Source organism: Streptomyces sp. NPDC026377 (assembly GCF_055567715.1).
The window spans coordinates 117,762-132,399 of the sequence record NZ_JBVHPV010000002.1; the positions used below are offsets into that span (position 1 = coordinate 117,762).

The following is a 14,638-nucleotide window of genomic DNA, read 5'->3' on the forward strand; positions in this document are numbered from 1 at the left end:
GCCGCGGCGGGTACGGGGCCCCGCACGTCCGGGGTGCGGTGGACCCCCTGGGGGGCGCGGGGAACTGCGCGATCAGCCACACTCCACCCGCACCCGGAAGACGCCCCCCGCACCCCTCAGAACCCCGCCGGCTCCGTATACACCCCCCACTCCTCACGAAGCACCCCGCAGATCTCCCCGAGGGTCGCCTCCGCGCGGACCGCGTCCAGCATCGGGACGATCATGTTCGAGCCGTCGCGCGCGGCGGCCAGCATCGCGTCCAGGGACGCCCGCACCCGCGCCTCGTCCCGCGCCGCCCTGCGGTCCGCCAGGGCCCGCACCTGCTCCCGCTCCACCTCGTGGCTGACTCGCAGGATCTCCAGGTCACCGGTGACCGACCCGTGGTGCACGTTGACGCCCACGACCCGCTTCTCGCCCTTCTCCAGGGCCTGCTGGTACTGGAAGGCGGACTCGGCGATCTCGCCGGTGAACCAGCCGTCCTCGATACCGCGCAGGATCCCCGAGGTCATGGGGCCGATCGGGTGCTGCCCGTCGGGGTGCGCCCGCCGCCCGCGCTCCTTTATCTGGTCGAAGATCTTCTCCGCGTCCGCCTCGATGCGGTCGGTGAGCTGCTCCACGTACCAGGCGCCGCCGAGCGGGTCGGCCACGTTGGCCACGCCCGTCTCCTCCATGATCACCTGCTGGGTCCGCAGGGCGATCTCGGCGGCCTGCTCGCTGGGCAGGGCGAGCGTCTCGTCCAGGGCGTTGGTGTGCAGCGAGTTGGTGCCGCCGAGGATCGCCGAGAGCGCCTCCACCGCCGTCCGTACGACGTTGTTGTACGGCTGCTGGGCGGTCAGGGAGACCCCGGCCGTCTGGGTGTGGAAGCGCAGCCACTGCGCCTTGTCGGACTTCGCCCCGTACACCTCCTTCATCCAGCGGGCCCAGATCCGGCGCGCGGCGCGGAACTTCGCGATCTCCTCGAAGAAGTCGAGGTGGGCGTCGAAGAAGAAGGACAGGCCGGGCGCGAAGACGTCGACGTCCAGACCGCGGCTGAGGCCGAGCTCGACGTATCCGAAGCCGTCCGCCAGCGTGTACGCCAGCTCCTGCGCGGCCGTCGCCCCGGCCTCGCGGATGTGGTACCCGGAGACGGAGAGCGGCTTGTACGCGGGGATGCCGGCCGCGCAGTGCTCCATCAGGTCACCGATGAGGCGCAGGTGCGGCTCGGGCTGGAAGAGCCACTCCTTCTGGGCGATGTACTCCTTGAAGATGTCGGTCTGGAGCGTGCCGTTGAGGATGCCGGGGTCCACCCCCTGGCGCTCGGCGGCGACCAGGTACATGCAGAAGACCGGCACGGCGGGGCCGCTGATCGTCATCGACGTGGTGACGTCGCCGAGCGGGATGTCCTTGAAGAGGACCTCCATGTCGGCGGCCGAGTCGATGGCGACCCCGCAGTGGCCCACCTCGCCCAGCGCGCGCGGGTCGTCGGAGTCGCGGCCCATCAGGGTCGGCATGTCGAAGGCGACGGACAGGCCGCCGCCGCCCGCCTTGAGGATCATCTTGTAGCGCTCGTTGGTCTGCTCGGCGTTGCCGAATCCCGCGAACTGGCGGATGGTCCAGGTCCGGCCCCGGTAGCCGGTCGCGTGGAGTCCGCGCGTGTACGGGTACTCGCCGGGCCAGCCGATCCGCTCGAAGCCCTCGTAGGTGTCGCCGGGGCGGGGCCCGTAGACCGGGTCGACCGGGTCCCCGGAGAGCGTGGTGAAGTCCGCGTCCCGCTTGCGGGCCTTGTCGTAACGGGCCTGCCAGCGTCGGCGGCCCTCCTCGATGGCGTCAGCGTCCATACCCCCGAATTTACTAGGACGTCCAAGTAAATGTCGATGGCCGACCGCCCGCGGTTCTTCGCGGGCGGTGGGGTTAGGCCTGGGCCGTGACCGGCGCCGGGTCCGTGACCAGCGGCTCCACCGCGCGGGAGACCTTGCGCTCGACGAAGAAGGCGGCGGTGGGAATGGTGCCCGCGATGAGCACCCACAGCTGCTTGCCGACCGGCCACTTCGCCTTGGAGCCGAGGTCGAAGGCGCAGACGAGGTACAGGACGTACAGCCAGCCGTGCGCGATGCCCACGATCTTGGTGAAGTCGGCCGCGCCGTCCATGTCCAGCAGGTACTTGGCGATGACGCCGAGGGTCAGCAGGACGAGGAGGACGCCGGTGACGTAGGCCATCACGCGGTAGCGGGTCAGCACGCTCTTTTTCATGCCTACGAGCGTAACGGCCGCGAACCCGCGATCTTGCCCGGGCCCGCCCCCGTCACCCGCCCCGGTCAAGGGGGCGGCGGTCCGCGCCCTACTCGTCCTCGAAGTCGCGCGCGGCCACCCGAAGCGGCCGCAGCAGTGCGAAGATCTCCCCGCACTCCTCCGCGTCGTAGACGCCGAGCCCGAAGTCCATCTCCATCAGGTCCCGGGTCGCGTTCTCCACGACTTCGCGCCCCTTGTCCGTGATGGAGGCGAGGGTGCCGCGCCCGTCGTTGGGGTTGGGCCGCTTGTCGACCAGACCCGACCGCACCAGGCGGTCCACCGTGTTCGTCACCGACGTGGGGTGGACCATCAGCCGCTCGCCGATCTTGGACATCGGCAGCTCACCGGCCTTGGAGAAGGTGAGCAGCACCAGCGCCTCGTACCGCGCGAAGGTCAGCCCGTACGGCTTGACCACCGCGTCGACCTCGGCGAGCAGGATCTGGTGGGCGCGCATGATCGAGGTGATCGCCCCCATGGAGGGGACCGGCCCCCAGCGCTGCTGCCAGAGTTCGTCGGCGCGGGCGATGGGGTCGAACGGGAGGCTGAGGGGCTTCGGCACGCGTCGACCTTACCCACTGGTCACATGGCGGTCAGCACCGTCTCACACTTCGGCCGGCACATCCGCTCCCGGCCGGTCCGTGGCGCTCCCTCGCGCAAGGTGACCGATATGTCACGATTGCCCGCGTCCTGTGTACGCCCGTGACCCCAGGGAGCCGCATGTCCCGGCACGGCAAGGCCCGGCCCGCCCACGCCCGGCACCGCCTCCTGTTCGCCGCCGCCCTGCTCACCCTGGCCGTCGGCTGCTCCGGCTCCCACGAGGACGCAACCTCGGCCTCCGCCTCCGCCCAGCGCCACTCCACCGGCGGCGGCGCCGAGCCGGCCCCCGGCGGGCCCTTCTGGGTCGACCCGGAGAGCAACGCCGCCCGGCAGATCAAGGTCTGGCAGGCGCAGGGCCGCACCGCCGACGCCGAGGCGCTGCGGCGGATCGCGGACCGGCCCGTGGGCGACTGGCCCTCCGGGGACGACCCGGGGCCGGGAATCCGCCGGGCCGTGGCGGGCGCCGCGAAGGACCGGCGCACGGTCCTGCTCGTCGCGTACAACATCCCCCACCGCGACTGCGGCGGGCACTCGGCGGGCGGCGCCGCGGACGCGGCCGCGTACCGCGCCTGGTACGGCAGGTTCGCCGAAGCGATCGGCAACGCGAAGGCGATCGTGGTCCTGGAGCCGGACGCGGTGGCCCACATGGTCGACGGCTGCACCACGCCCGAGCACCAGGACGAGCGGTACCAGCTGCTCAACGAGGCGATCGAGCACTTCAAGAAGCTGCCGGAGACCAAGGTCTACCTGGACGCGGGCAACCCGGCCTGGGTGCCCGACCCGGCCCGGCTGGTCGAGCCGCTGACCCGGGCCGGGGTCGCCCGCGCGGACGGGTTCGCGCTGAACGTCTCCAATTTCCAGACGGACGAGTCCGTGCGCGCCTACGGGGCCAGGGTCTCCCAGGGCCTCGGCGGCAAGCACTTCGTGGTCGACTCCAGCCGCAACGGGGCCGGGCCGCTCCTGGAGGACCCCGCCCAGGCCTGGTGCAACCCGCCCGGCCGGGCGCTGGGCACGCCGCCGACCACCAGCACCGAGGACCCGCTGCTGGACGCGTATCTGTGGATCAAGCGGCCCGGCGACTCGGACGGGACCTGCCGGGGCGGGCCCGCGGCGGGCGCCTGGTGGCCCGAGTACGCACTGGACCTGGCCCGCCGCTCCAAGGCCTGAGCCACCGCCCGGCGCCGCCGTTCGGGATATCGGGCATTCAGTCGATCAGCAGCCACTTCGCCTCGGACGGGGTGCCTTCGGCGTCCGTGACGAAGAGCATGTACCAGCCGGGCGGCACGAGCGCCTTGTCGCTCGGCACCTCCACGGTCACCGAGTTCGCGTCCTTGGTCAGGCGCACGTCGATCGAGCGCTGCTCGACGTCGGTGGTGTGAGTGACGGCGCTGGGCCGCATCAGCCGGGCCCTGGCGATCCGCTCGGGGTGGGCGGCGGGGAAGGTGGCGCGGCGGTCCTGGCCGACCGCCTGCGGGCCGTCCCCGAGCGCCGGGCGCTTGTCCTTGTCGCGGTAGAGGTAGGGCGGGGTGTAGATCTCCATGCGCTGCTCGAACTTGCCGAGCTTGGTGTTGTTCTTGTCGCCGAAGAGCGAGTCGGAGCCGAAGGTGGCGACCCGGCCGTCGGGCAGCAGCAGCGCCTCCGAGTGGTAGTTGCGCCCGACCGTGGGGTCGGCGGCCTCGCGGAAGGCGTTGGCGGCGGGGACGTAGAACTGGGCCTTGAGGATGTTGCTGGAGCCGCGGCCCCGGTAGTCCTCGGAGCCGCCGCTGGTGAAGACGGAGTCGTCGGGCAGGATCACGCTGTTGAGGTAGCGGGTGCCCTGCGGGAGCGCGGGGCCGGCCTGGAAGACGGGGCTGGCCTGCGCGAGGTCGACCAGGGCGGTGCGGGGCGTGGACTTCTTGGACTCGCCGACCCCGCCGCCGCCCAGCAGCATGAACCGCTGCGCCTGGGCCGGCGGGAGCAGCAGCGAGCTGGCCGTCTCCAGCTGGTCGCCGTCGCCGAGCCCGCCGATCTTCTGGAAGGTGTTGGCCGTCAGATCCCACAGGCCCGGCTCGCGGCCCTTGTCGGCGGGCCCGTAGCCCGCGTTGGCGCCGGAGTAGAAGAGCTTGCCGCTCTTGGTGAGGAAGAGCGAGGGGTAGGTCGGGAAGTACCGGAACGGTCCCGTGGACCACTTCTTGGTCCTCGGGTCGTAGATCTCGTTGTCGCCCGCGAGGATCGTGCCCACGTCGTCCAGTCCGGAGACGGCGAGCACCCGGCCGTCCTTCAGGGTGGTGAGCGTCGGATACCAGCGGGCCTCGCGCATGGGGGCGACGGGGACGTACTTCTCCGCCTTCGGGTCGAACTCGTACGCCGAGCGGATCCCCTGGAAGTCCTGCTTGTCCATGGTGATCTTCTCGGCGAGGCCGTAGGTGTTCCCGGCGTCCTCGCCGGAGAGTCCCTCGATCGCGTACTGCGCCTGCCCGGCGGCCACGGACCTGGGCCCCTCGGTGGCGGCCTCCACGAAGACCCGGGCCTCGGCCGCGGTGACCTTGGTCTTCCACGGCCTCATCCGGCCGCTCGCGTAGTAGCCGATCTCGAACTCGCGCTTGGCCGGGGGCACGGTCACGTCGAACCGCGACACGTACACGACGCCCGAGGGGGAGCGGAAGCGGGTGCCCTTCTTGAGGGTGACGGCCTTGTCCGGGTTCTCGTTCTTGACCCGCATCCCCCCGCCCGCCCGCTTGACCTGGTCGTCCAGCACCTCGTAGCGGGCGGTGCCGCCGGCCACCAGGAGGCGGCCGTCGGGAAGCTGGGCGTGACCGGAGCAGAAGAAGTCCTCGGGGGTGGGGACCTTCTTGAAGGTGTTGTCCTTGGGGTTCCACAGCACGGTGTCGAAGGAGCCCGCGTCGAACTTGTCCTGCTTGTTGCCGGACCCGGCGATGATCAGGACCTTGCCGGTGTGCAGCAGGGCGGCGTGGATCGCGTTGGTGCGGTACTCCGCGGGGATGTCGACGGTGTTCCAGGCGCCGTACTTGCGCATGTACTCGGGCCGGCTGATCTTGTACGCGTGGTACTGCTCCTCGGCGAAGGAGAGCGCGGCCGGGGCGTTGAGCCCGGCGAGCAGCAGGACGGCGCCGCCGCCCAGGAGCGTCTTCTTGGTGCGCGCGGAGGGCCGGTGGTCCATGGGTCAGTTCCCTCCGGTCGTCGAGGCAGCCGGTGCGGTGGCGAGCGCGGCCTCCGTCTCGGCGGGCTCGGCCGGCCCTGCCAGGGCGTGGCGGCGGTCGGCCGCGCGCTCGCGCCGGGCGCAGAAGGCCCAGACGGCGACGGGGGCGAGCGCGATGGCGAGGGCGAGCACCGCCCAGGTCCGCATCGCCGCGTGGGTGTGGCCGTAGTGGACCGAGGCACCGAGCGAGGCGGCGAGCACCGCGGCCCAGAAGAGGTGGATGCGGAAGGTCCACAGCCGGTCGGGGCTGGCCGCGCCGCCCTTGGGGGTGACGACGAAACCGCCGCGGGTGCGCAGCACCGCCGAGAGGAAGGACTTGAGGTAGATGGGCGCGCAGAGCGCGGACATCCCCATGCCGGCGAGACCGCCCGAGCCCTCGGGTTCGTGGGGCGAGACGTTGTGGCGGCGGTTCCAGAGGTAGAGCCCGATCTGGAGGGCGGCGGCGTCGCTGTAGAGCATCAGCCAGACGGAGGCGGAGACCTGGGTGCCGGAGGCCCCGAACCAGAGGAACAGGACGCAGCTGACGATGCCGAGCAGCCAGTTGACGGCGGTCATCGGGTAGTAGACGAGCATCAGGGTGTACGAGAGGAGCCGCCCGGGCGGGACCCGGAACAGCGCCTTCCAGTACTGCTTGAACAGCGTCTCGTACGTACCGCGCGACCAGCGCGTCTGCTGGGTGAAGAAGTCGGTCCAGGATTCGGGGCCCTCGCCGACGGCGAGCACGTCCGGGGTGTAGACGGACCTCCAGAAGCGGCCGGTCCTGGGGTTGCGGCGGCGGTGCAGCTCGAAGCCGGTGGCCATGTCCTCGGTGATCGAGTCGTAGAGCCCGCCGACCTGGCGCAGCGCGCTGATCCTGACGATGTTGTTGGTGCCGACGAACATCGGGGCGCGGTAGCGGTTGCCGGCCCGCTGGATCAGCGCGTGGAAGAGGAACTGCTGGGACTCGGCGGCCTTGGTGACGGGCGAGTCGTAGTTGCCGTAGACCTGGGGGCCGACCACGAAGGCGACGTCCGGGTCGCGGAAGTAGCCCATCATCCGCTCCAGGAAGTTCGGCAGCGGTACGTGGTCGGTGTCGACGGAGGCGAAGAAGTCGTAGTCGGCGCCGTGCATGGCGAGCCAGGCGTTGTAGTTGCCGTGCTTGGTGCGGGCCTTGTGCGGGCCCTTCTTCCGGTTCCACTCCGGGACGCCGCTGCGGGTGAAGTGGTGCACCCCCAGCTCCTCGCAGAGCGCCTTGGCCCGGTCGTCGTCGCCCTCGTCCAGGAGCCAGATGTCGAGGGGGCCCACGTGGTGCAGGCGGACCGCGCCCTCAAGGGTGGCCCGGACCATGGCCATCGGCTCCTTGCCGGGCACCCAGGTGGTGAGGAAGGCAACCCGGGTGCCGGGCTCGGGGTACACCGGGACGGGGTCCTGGGCGACCATCGTGGCGTGGGCGATCGAGACGACGTTGACGACCATGAACAGCTCGATCAGACCGATCGCGACGAGCATCGCGATGTCCAGGCCCACCAGCCACTCGTCACCGCCCTCGCGCTCCACCCAGTGGGTGGGCCACACCAGGTAGACGAGGAGGGCCGCGGTGAGCAGGGGCGCCAGGGTCATCAGGAGTACGGCGCGTATTCGGCGGGGTTCGGCGGCGAGGAGGCTCCGGTACCGCACCCGGTAGCCCGTCCTGTCCGGTTCCGTGAGCGGTCCGGCGAGCCGGCTGTGGGCCTCGTAGTCGTAACGCTCCGACGGACTCTCCGACCGCACTGTGCCCTCCAGCTGATCGAGACAGGTAGATATCCCCACAAAAGTGGAGATTCCTCGGCGTGTCGACTGGAGTACTCCGAGTGAGCGGTTCTTGTTTCGACGTGGTGGGCGGCGGTTTCACCGGTCCGCGGCACGGCAGAGCCCCCGGTGCCGGGCGGGCGGCCGGGGGCCCAGGAGGGCACGGGTCAGGCGGAGAGGTGGCGTTCGACCGTCTCCACCTTGGAGGTGAGCCCGTCGGTGACACCGGGCCGGATGTCGGCCTTCAGGACGAGCGAGACGCGCGGGGCACGGGCCTCGACGGCGGCGACGGCCCGCCCGACCACGTCCATGACCTCGTCCCAGTCGCCCTCGACCGAGGTGAACATGGCGTCGGTCCGGTTCGGCAGACCGGACTCGCGGACGACGCGCACGGCGTCGGCGACGTACTCCCCCACGTCCTCGCCGACGCCGAGCGGGGTGACCGAGAAGGCGACGATCACGCTCCGACCACGCCTTCCTTGCGGGCGCGCGCGGCGATCAGGGCGTCCTCGGCCTGGCGCTTGAGCCTGCGCTCGGCCACGAAGCCGCCGAAGGGCAGCACGGACAGGACGAAGTACAGGGCGGCGGTCTTCACCGGCCACTTCGCCTTGTTCCAGGCGTCGGCCCAGAAGATCACGTACAGGATGAAGAGGATGCCGTGGATCGCGCCCATCACCGGGACGGCGTTGACGTCGGTGGTCCGCTTCAGCACCGAGCACACGAGCAGCAGCAGGAAGGAGACGGCCTCCGGGGCGGAGACCAGCCGGAGACGGTGGAGAGCGGATGCGGTCTTGATGTCCACGGGGGCACCTTCGGTGGGAGGGTCGGAGGGTGTTGCTTGTGAACGCAAGCACAAACGTTCCCCATTGTGACACCGGTGGCGCCCGGACCGTGGCGGGGGTCCCCGCGGACGACCGCGATCGGGGGCCCGGGGGCCGGAAGCCTGGCCGGGGCCGCGGCCGGGCGGCTAACGTCAGCGCGTGGCAACGTTCCGACTCCAGGGCAGCAAAGTGCTGGCCGTCGACATGACCGGCGACGCCGTCAAGGCGAAGAACGGCTCGATGGTCGCCTACGACGGCCAGATGGCCTTCAAGAAGATGTCCGGCGGCGGTGAGGGCATCCGCGGCATGGTGACCCGCCGCCTCACCGGCGAATCCATGACCGTGATGGAGGTGAAGGGCAACGGCACCTGCTACTTCGCGGACCGGGCCTGCGAGATCAACCTGGTCTCGCTCCAGGGCGACAGGCTCTGGGTGGAGGCGAGCAACCTGCTGGCCACCGACGCGGGGCTGCGCACCGGCACCACCTTCACCGGGCTGCGCGGGGCGACCCAGGGCAACGGCCTGTTCACGACCACCGTCGAGGGCCACGGCCAGGCGGCGATCATGTCGGACGGGCCCGCGGTGGTGCTGCGCGTCTCCGCGCAGTACCCGCTCACGGTCGACCCCGGCGCCTACATCGCCCACCAGGGCGACCTCCAGCAGCACTTCCAGTCCGGGGTGACCTTCCGCACCCTGCTGGGCGAGGGCTCGGGCGAGGCGTTCCAGATCCGCTTCGAGGGCGAGGGACTGGTGTACGTGCAGCCCAGCGAGCGCAACACGATCGGCGGGGACGTCTGATGCCCTTCCGTGAGATCAACTCCAAGATGGTCGAGGCCACGGTGGCGCCCGGCCAGAAGATGTTCAGCCAGCGCGGCGCGATGCTCGCGTACAAGGGCGAGGTGTCGTTCACGCCCAACGTGCAGGGCGGCCAGGGCGGGCTGATGTCGATGATCGGCCGACGGGTGGCCAACGAGGCGACCCCGCTGATGACGGTGGAGGGCAGCGGGACGGTGATGTTCGGCCACGGCGGCCACCACATCCAGGTCATCAACCTCGCCGGGGACACCCTCTACGTGGAGGCGGACCGGCTGCTCGCCTTCGACGGCACCCTGGAGCAGGGCACGATGTTCATGGGCTCGCAGGGCGGGGTCATGGGCATGGTCCGGGGCCAGGTGACCGGGCAGGGCCTGTTCACCACCACGCTCAAGGGCCACGGCGCGGTCGCGGTGATGGCGCACGGCGGGGTCGTCGAGCTGCCGATCACCCCGCAGCGCCCGGTGCACGTCGACCCGCAGGCGTACGTGGCCCACCACGGCGACGTACGCAACAAGCTGTCCACGGCGCTGGGCTGGCGGGACATGGTGGGCCGGGGCTCGGGAGAGGCCTTCCAGCTCGAACTGTCCGGCAGCGGCGCGGTGTACGTCCAGGCCTCGGAGGAGAAGCTGTGAGCACCCCCCAGCCCGGCGGGCCGGCGGTCTTCGACCCGCACTCGCTGCCCGCCGACGACAACGTCAACAAGTACACCTTCTGCGTGGAGCTCAAGTCGAGCCAGTGGTTCCTCCAGAAGGGCAAGATGATCGCCTACTACGGGCGCATCGACTTCAACGGCATCGGCCACGGCCGCCTGGACCGGCTGCTGCGCACCAGCTTCCACTCGCCGCTGCACGCGAGCGACTGGGTGGTGGCGGAGGGTTCCGGCAAGATGCTGCTGGCGGACCGGGCGTTCGACGTCAACTCCTACGACCTGGACGAGGGCAACCTGACGATCCGGGCCGGGAACCTGCTGGCCTACCAGCCCACGCTCGCCCTGAAGCAGTCGATCGTGCCGGGATTCCTCACCCTGATCGGAACCGGGAAGTTCGTGGCGGCGTCCAACGGACCGGTGGTGTTCATGGAGCCGCCGATCCGGGTGGACCCGCAGGCGCTGGTCGGCTGGGCCGACTGCCCGTCGCCCTGCCACCACTACGATCACGGCTACATGACGGGCGTACTGGGCGGAATCCGGTCACTGACGGGGCTCGGCGGGACGTCCGGCGAGGAGCACCAGTTCGAGTTCGTGGGCGCGGGCACGGTGCTGCTCCAGTCCACCGAGGTGCTGATGGCCGAGCAGGCGACCGGGCAGGTGCCCGCGGAGCCGGGGGTTCCGGGTGGCGGGGCGACGGGTGGGGCGCATGGTCCGGCGGGTTCGGCACCGCGCCTTCCCGGCCAGCTCGGGGACCTCCAGCGTCGCTTCGGCCTGTGAGCGGTAGTCTGCGGAGTGTGACGTCGAACGCGTGCACCCCTGCCGGGCGCTGACCACGACCCTTGTGCCGGTGCGTGCGGGGCGTCACACTCCGACGTTTCGTTCAGTATTCAACTTCTTAGGTAGAATCCACATATGGAGACCGAAACGGCCACCCATTGGCTGACCGATAGCGAGCAGTGCGCCTGGCGTACCTATCTGGACGTCAACAGGATGCTGACGCACCAGATGGAAAAGGACCTGCAGCCGTTCGGCCTGACCAACAACGACTACGAGATCCTGGTCAACCTCTCGGAGGCCGAGGGGCAGCGGCTGCGCATGAGCGATCTCGCCGCCGCGACCCTTCAGTCCAAGAGCCGGCTGTCGCACCAGATCACGCGGATGGAGAACGCGGGGCTTGTGCGGCGGGAGAACTGCGAGTCCGACCGGCGGGGGTTGTTCGCGGTGTTGACGGAGGCGGGGGTGGAGACGATGGAGAAGGTGGCGCCGCATCATGTGGCGTCGGTGCGCAAGCACTTCATCGACTTGCTGTCGAGTGAGGCGCTGGTGGAGCTGCGGGCCTCTTTGACGCCGGTGGCGGAGCATCTGCGGGGGCATCGGGGCAAGCTCTGAGTTGCCCCGCCCCGCCCCTTCCCCCATCCCTCCGGGGGCGGGCGGGGGAGGTCCCTCTTGCCGGGCCCCGGCCCCGCGCCCCTTCAGGGCCGGGACTTCTGCTGCGGACCGTGGGTGGCTGAGCGCGCAGTTCCCCGCGCCCCTGGGGGGTGCCGCTGAGCCGATTTCTCCGGCTGCGGGAAACCTCCTGGGGGCGCGGGGAACTGCGCGAGCAACCCCCACAGGCCCGCAGCCGAAAGCCCGGCCGAAACGAAGTCCTCAGGAGCCCGTCAGGCCCTGGACCAGTTCGTCCGCCGCCGCGTACGGGTCCAGTTCGCCCCCGACGATCCGGGACGCCAGCGCGTCCAGGCGTCGGTCGCCCCGCAGGTCCCCGATCCGCTCCCGCAGCGCCGTCACCGCGATCGTCTCCACCTCGCGGGCCGCGCGGGCCAGGCGGCGCTCCGCCAGGACGCCCCGCTCCTCCATCCACGCCCGGTGCTTCTCCAGCGCCTCCACCAGCTCCTCGATCCCCTCGGAGCGGGCCGCCACCGTCTTCACGATGGGCGGGCGCCAGTCGCCGGGGCCCCGGGACTCCCCCAGGCCCAGCATGTGGTTCAGCTCACGGGCCGTGGCGTCCGCGCCGTCCCGGTCCGCCTTGTTCACCACGTACACATCGCCGATCTCCAGGATCCCGGCCTTCGCCGCCTGGATGCCGTCGCCCATGCCGGGCGCCAGCAGCACCACCGAGGTGTCCGCCTGGGAGGCGATCTCCACCTCGGACTGGCCGACCCCGACCGTCTCCACCAGGATCACCTCGCAGCCCGCCGCGTCCAGGACGCGGATCGCCTGCGGGGCCGACCAGGCGAGGCCGCCCAGGTGGCCCCGGGTCGCCATGGAGCGGATGTAGACGCCGGGGTCGGAGGCGTGGTCCGACATGCGGACGCGGTCGCCCAGCAACGCGCCCCCGGAGAACGGCGAGGACGGGTCCACGGCAAGGACACCGACCCGCTTGCCCGCCCGCCGGTACGCCGTCACCAGCGCCGACGTCGATGTCGACTTGCCGACACCCGGCGAGCCGGTAAGACCCACCACGTACGCCCCGCCCGTCAGCGGAGCCAACTGCGCCATCACCTCGCGCAGTTGCGGGGACGCCCCCTCGACCAGCGAGATCAGCCGGGCCACGGCCCGCGGCCGGCCCTCCCTCGCCTGCGCCACCAGCTCGGGGACGTCCACCATTGCCGCTCCGTTCGGTTCAGGGTCGTTGCGTACGTACAGCGCGAGCGGCCTCTACTTGCCGGGGACCTTGATGATCAGGGCGTCGCCCTGGCCGCCGCCGCCGCACAGGGCCGCCGCGCCCGTACCGCCGCCGCGCCGCTTGAGCTCCAGCGCCAGGTGGAGCACCACGCGCGCGCCCGACATGCCGATGGGGTGGCCCAGGGCGATCGCGCCGCCGTTGACGTTCACCTTTTCCGGGGAGACGCCGAGGTCCTTCATTGACTGCACGGCGACCGCCGCGAACGCCTCGTTGATCTCGATGAGGTCGAGGTCCTCGATGCCGATGCCCTCCTTGGACAGGGCATGCCTGATCGCGTTGGACGGCTGTGACTGGAGCGAGTTGTCGGGGCCCGCCACATTGCCGTGCGCGCCGATCTCCGCGATCCACTCCAGGCCCAGCTCCTCGGCCTTGGCCTTGGACATGACCACGACCGCGGCCGCGCCGTCGGAGATCTGCGAGGAGGTGCCCGCCGTGATGGTGCCGTCCTTGGCGAAGGCCGGACGCAGCTTGCCGAGGGACTCGGCGGTCGTCTCCGCGCGGATGCCCTCGTCCTTGGCGAAGACCACCGGCTCGCCCTTGCGCTGCGGGATCTCCACCGGGGTGATCTCGGCCTCGAAGAGCCCGTTCTTCTGGGCGGCGGCGGCGCGCTGGTGGGAGGCGGCCGCGAACTCGTCCTGCGGGGCGCGCTCGATGCCCAGGCGGGTGTTGTGCTTCTCCGTGGACTCGCCCATGGCGATGTTCTCGAAGGCGTCGGTCAGACCGTCGTACGCCATCGCGTCGAGCATCTCGATCGCGCCGTACTTGTAGCCCTCGCGGGACTTCGGCAGCAGGTGCGGGGCGTTGGTCATCGACTCCTGGCCGCCCGCGACCACCACGTCGAACTCGCCGGCGCGGATCAGCTGGTCCGCCAGCGCGATCGCGTCGAGACCGGAGAGGCAGACCTTGTTGATCGTGAGCGCGGGCACGTTCATCGGGATGCCGGCCTTGACGGCGGCCTGGCGGGCGGGGATCTGGCCCGCGCCGGCCTGGAGCACCTGGCCCATGATCACGTACTGCACCTGGTCGCCGCCGATGCCGGCCCGGTCGAGCGCGGCCTTGATGGCCACGCCGCCGAGGTCGGCGCCGGAGAAGGACTTGAGGGAGCCGAGCAGTCGGCCCATGGGCGTGCGGGCGCCCGCGACGATCACTGAGGTGGTACCGGTCGTTCCAGACATGAGGCACGGCCCCTTGGGGATGAGGAGTGAACGAGGGTTTACATGAATGTACTGAGCGGTACGCGGGGCGTCACCGGGCAGCCGGTGTGATCGCGCGCACGTTGCGTAACCACCTCCCGGAGCGGTGCACTGGTCCCATGCTGACGCGCATCGACCACATCGGGATCGCCTGTTTCGACCTCGACAAGACCGTCGAGTTCTATCGTGCTACGTACGGATTCGAGGTGTATCACTCCGAGATCAACGAGGAGCAGGGCGTACGGGAGGCCATGCTCAAGATCAACGATACGTCCGACGGCGGCGCCTCCTACCTCCAGCTCCTGGAGCCCACCCGGGAGGACTCCGCGGTGGGCAAGTGGCTGGCCAAGAACGGCGAGGGCGTGCACCACATCGCCTTCGGCACGGCCGATGTCGACGGGGACGCCGAGGCCATCCGCGGCAAGGGCGTCCGGGTCCTCTACGACGAGCCGCGCATCGGCTCGATGGGCTCCCGCATCACGTTCCTGCACCCCAAGGACTGCCACGGCGTACTGACCGAACTGGTCACCTCGGCGGACGAGCACTGACCCCGGGATTCCGGGGCCGGTACAGTGGGCCCTTCCGGGCCGGGGTCGGGTCGGGGCCTGGGACCCACGCCCCCTTGTCGATCTGACACCATTCACC

General features: G+C 70.7%; 15 protein-coding genes. 6 read left to right on the top strand and 9 right to left on the bottom strand.

What is annotated here, in order from left to right; translation table 11 throughout:
- Positions 1-116 precede the first annotated feature (116 nt).
- From ACZ4MU_RS04600 to ACZ4MU_RS04610, 3 genes are all read right to left on the bottom strand, one after another.
- Positions 117-1,817 (bottom strand): acyl-CoA mutase large subunit family protein, encoded by a 1,701-nt coding sequence (locus ACZ4MU_RS04600; protein ID WP_467870891.1) that lies wholly within the window; start codon positions 1,815-1,817, stop codon positions 117-119.
- A gap of 73 nt (positions 1,818-1,890) precedes the next feature.
- On the bottom strand, positions 1,891-2,229 hold the full coding sequence (locus ACZ4MU_RS04605) for a DUF3817 domain-containing protein (RefSeq protein ID WP_467870894.1): 339 nt from the start codon (positions 2,227-2,229) through the stop codon (positions 1,891-1,893).
- An 88-nt stretch (positions 2,230-2,317) separates the two neighbouring features.
- Positions 2,318-2,827, bottom strand: coding sequence for a MarR family winged helix-turn-helix transcriptional regulator (locus ACZ4MU_RS04610; RefSeq protein ID WP_329401795.1), 510 nt, complete (start codon positions 2,825-2,827; stop codon positions 2,318-2,320).
- A gap of 158 nt (positions 2,828-2,985) precedes the next feature.
- Here ACZ4MU_RS04610 and ACZ4MU_RS04615 point away from each other — a divergent pair, with 158 nt between their 5' ends.
- On the top strand, positions 2,986-4,032 hold the full coding sequence (locus tag ACZ4MU_RS04615) for a glycoside hydrolase family 6 protein (RefSeq protein ID WP_467870897.1): 1,047 nt from the start codon (positions 2,986-2,988) through the stop codon (positions 4,030-4,032).
- Between the two features lie 37 nt (positions 4,033-4,069).
- Here ACZ4MU_RS04615 and glxA read toward each other — a convergent pair whose 3' ends face one another.
- The 4 genes from glxA to ACZ4MU_RS04635 form a co-directional block, all read right to left on the bottom strand.
- On the bottom strand, positions 4,070-6,025 hold the full coding sequence (gene glxA, locus ACZ4MU_RS04620; RefSeq protein WP_467870900.1) for a radical copper oxidase GlxA: 1,956 nt from the start codon (positions 6,023-6,025) through the stop codon (positions 4,070-4,072).
- Between the two features lie 3 nt (positions 6,026-6,028).
- Positions 6,029-7,852 (bottom strand): glycosyltransferase family 2 protein, encoded by a 1,824-nt coding sequence (locus tag ACZ4MU_RS04625; protein ID WP_467870902.1) that lies wholly within the window; start codon positions 7,850-7,852, stop codon positions 6,029-6,031.
- 146 nt (positions 7,853-7,998) lie between these two features.
- Positions 7,999-8,292 (bottom strand): MTH1187 family thiamine-binding protein, encoded by a 294-nt coding sequence (locus ACZ4MU_RS04630; RefSeq protein WP_467870905.1) that lies wholly within the window; start codon positions 8,290-8,292, stop codon positions 7,999-8,001.
- On the bottom strand, positions 8,289-8,633 hold the full coding sequence (locus tag ACZ4MU_RS04635) for a DUF3817 domain-containing protein (protein WP_344069882.1): 345 nt from the start codon (positions 8,631-8,633) through the stop codon (positions 8,289-8,291). Before ACZ4MU_RS04635 ends, ACZ4MU_RS04630 begins: the two co-directional genes overlap by 4 nt.
- 178 nt (positions 8,634-8,811) lie before the next feature.
- Between ACZ4MU_RS04635 and ACZ4MU_RS04640 the strand changes: the two genes are divergently transcribed.
- The 4 genes from ACZ4MU_RS04640 to ACZ4MU_RS04655 all read left to right on the top strand — a co-directional run bounded on the left by ACZ4MU_RS04640 (position 8,812) and on the right by ACZ4MU_RS04655 (position 11,506).
- On the top strand, positions 8,812-9,450 hold the full coding sequence (locus ACZ4MU_RS04640) for an AIM24 family protein (RefSeq protein ID WP_467870908.1): 639 nt from the start codon (positions 8,812-8,814) through the stop codon (positions 9,448-9,450).
- A complete protein-coding gene (locus ACZ4MU_RS04645) occupies positions 9,450-10,100 on the top strand; it encodes an AIM24 family protein (protein ID WP_467870910.1) in 651 nt (216 codons plus the stop codon). Before ACZ4MU_RS04640 ends, ACZ4MU_RS04645 begins: the two co-directional genes overlap by 1 nt.
- The gene (locus tag ACZ4MU_RS04650) at positions 10,097-10,894 is read left to right on the top strand and encodes an AIM24 family protein (RefSeq protein WP_467870912.1); all 798 of its coding nucleotides are present in this window, start codon (positions 10,097-10,099) and stop codon (positions 10,892-10,894) included. The genes ACZ4MU_RS04645 and ACZ4MU_RS04650 overlap by 4 nt, the downstream gene beginning before the upstream one ends.
- Positions 10,895-11,029: 135 nt before the next feature.
- Positions 11,030-11,506 carry a MarR family winged helix-turn-helix transcriptional regulator gene (locus ACZ4MU_RS04655; RefSeq protein ID WP_467870914.1) on the top strand — a complete coding sequence of 159 codons (477 nt, stop codon included), beginning with the start codon at positions 11,030-11,032 and terminating at the stop codon, positions 11,504-11,506.
- Positions 11,507-11,764: 258 nt separating this feature from the next.
- On the opposite strand, the gene meaB is transcribed toward ACZ4MU_RS04655, so the two are convergent.
- Both meaB and ACZ4MU_RS04665 read right to left on the bottom strand, forming a co-directional pair.
- Positions 11,765-12,721, bottom strand: a complete 957-nt coding sequence (meaB, locus tag ACZ4MU_RS04660) for a methylmalonyl Co-A mutase-associated GTPase MeaB (protein ID WP_467870917.1) — start codon at positions 12,719-12,721, stop codon at positions 11,765-11,767.
- A gap of 51 nt (positions 12,722-12,772) precedes the next feature.
- The gene (locus tag ACZ4MU_RS04665; protein WP_467870920.1) at positions 12,773-13,975 is read right to left on the bottom strand and encodes an acetyl-CoA C-acetyltransferase; all 1,203 of its coding nucleotides are present in this window, start codon (positions 13,973-13,975) and stop codon (positions 12,773-12,775) included.
- 137 nt (positions 13,976-14,112) lie between these two features.
- On the opposite strand from ACZ4MU_RS04665, the gene mce reads away from it, so the two are divergent.
- On the top strand, positions 14,113-14,541 hold the full coding sequence (gene mce / locus ACZ4MU_RS04670) for a methylmalonyl-CoA epimerase (RefSeq protein WP_467870923.1): 429 nt from the start codon (positions 14,113-14,115) through the stop codon (positions 14,539-14,541).
- The last annotated feature ends 97 nt before the right edge of the window (positions 14,542-14,638 follow it).

Coding starts and splice junctions, on each gene's coding strand:
- ACZ4MU_RS04600 (WP_467870891.1), bottom strand. CDS start 1,817: ATGGACGCTGACGCCATCGAGGAGGGCCGCCGACGCTGGCAGGCCCGT.
- ACZ4MU_RS04605 (WP_467870894.1), bottom strand. CDS start 2,229: ATGAAAAAGAGCGTGCTGACCCGCTACCGCGTGATGGCCTACGTCACC.
- ACZ4MU_RS04615 (WP_467870897.1), top strand. CDS start 2,986: ATGTCCCGGCACGGCAAGGCCCGGCCCGCCCACGCCCGGCACCGCCTC.
- glxA (WP_467870900.1), bottom strand. CDS start 6,025: ATGGACCACCGGCCCTCCGCGCGCACCAAGAAGACGCTCCTGGGCGGC.
- ACZ4MU_RS04645 (WP_467870910.1), top strand. CDS start 9,450: ATGCCCTTCCGTGAGATCAACTCCAAGATGGTCGAGGCCACGGTGGCG.
- ACZ4MU_RS04655 (WP_467870914.1), top strand. CDS start 11,030: ATGGAGACCGAAACGGCCACCCATTGGCTGACCGATAGCGAGCAGTGC.
- meaB (WP_467870917.1), bottom strand. CDS start 12,721: ATGGTGGACGTCCCCGAGCTGGTGGCGCAGGCGAGGGAGGGCCGGCCG.
- ACZ4MU_RS04665 (WP_467870920.1), bottom strand. CDS start 13,975: ATGTCTGGAACGACCGGTACCACCTCAGTGATCGTCGCGGGCGCCCGC.
- mce (WP_467870923.1), top strand. CDS start 14,113: ATGCTGACGCGCATCGACCACATCGGGATCGCCTGTTTCGACCTCGAC.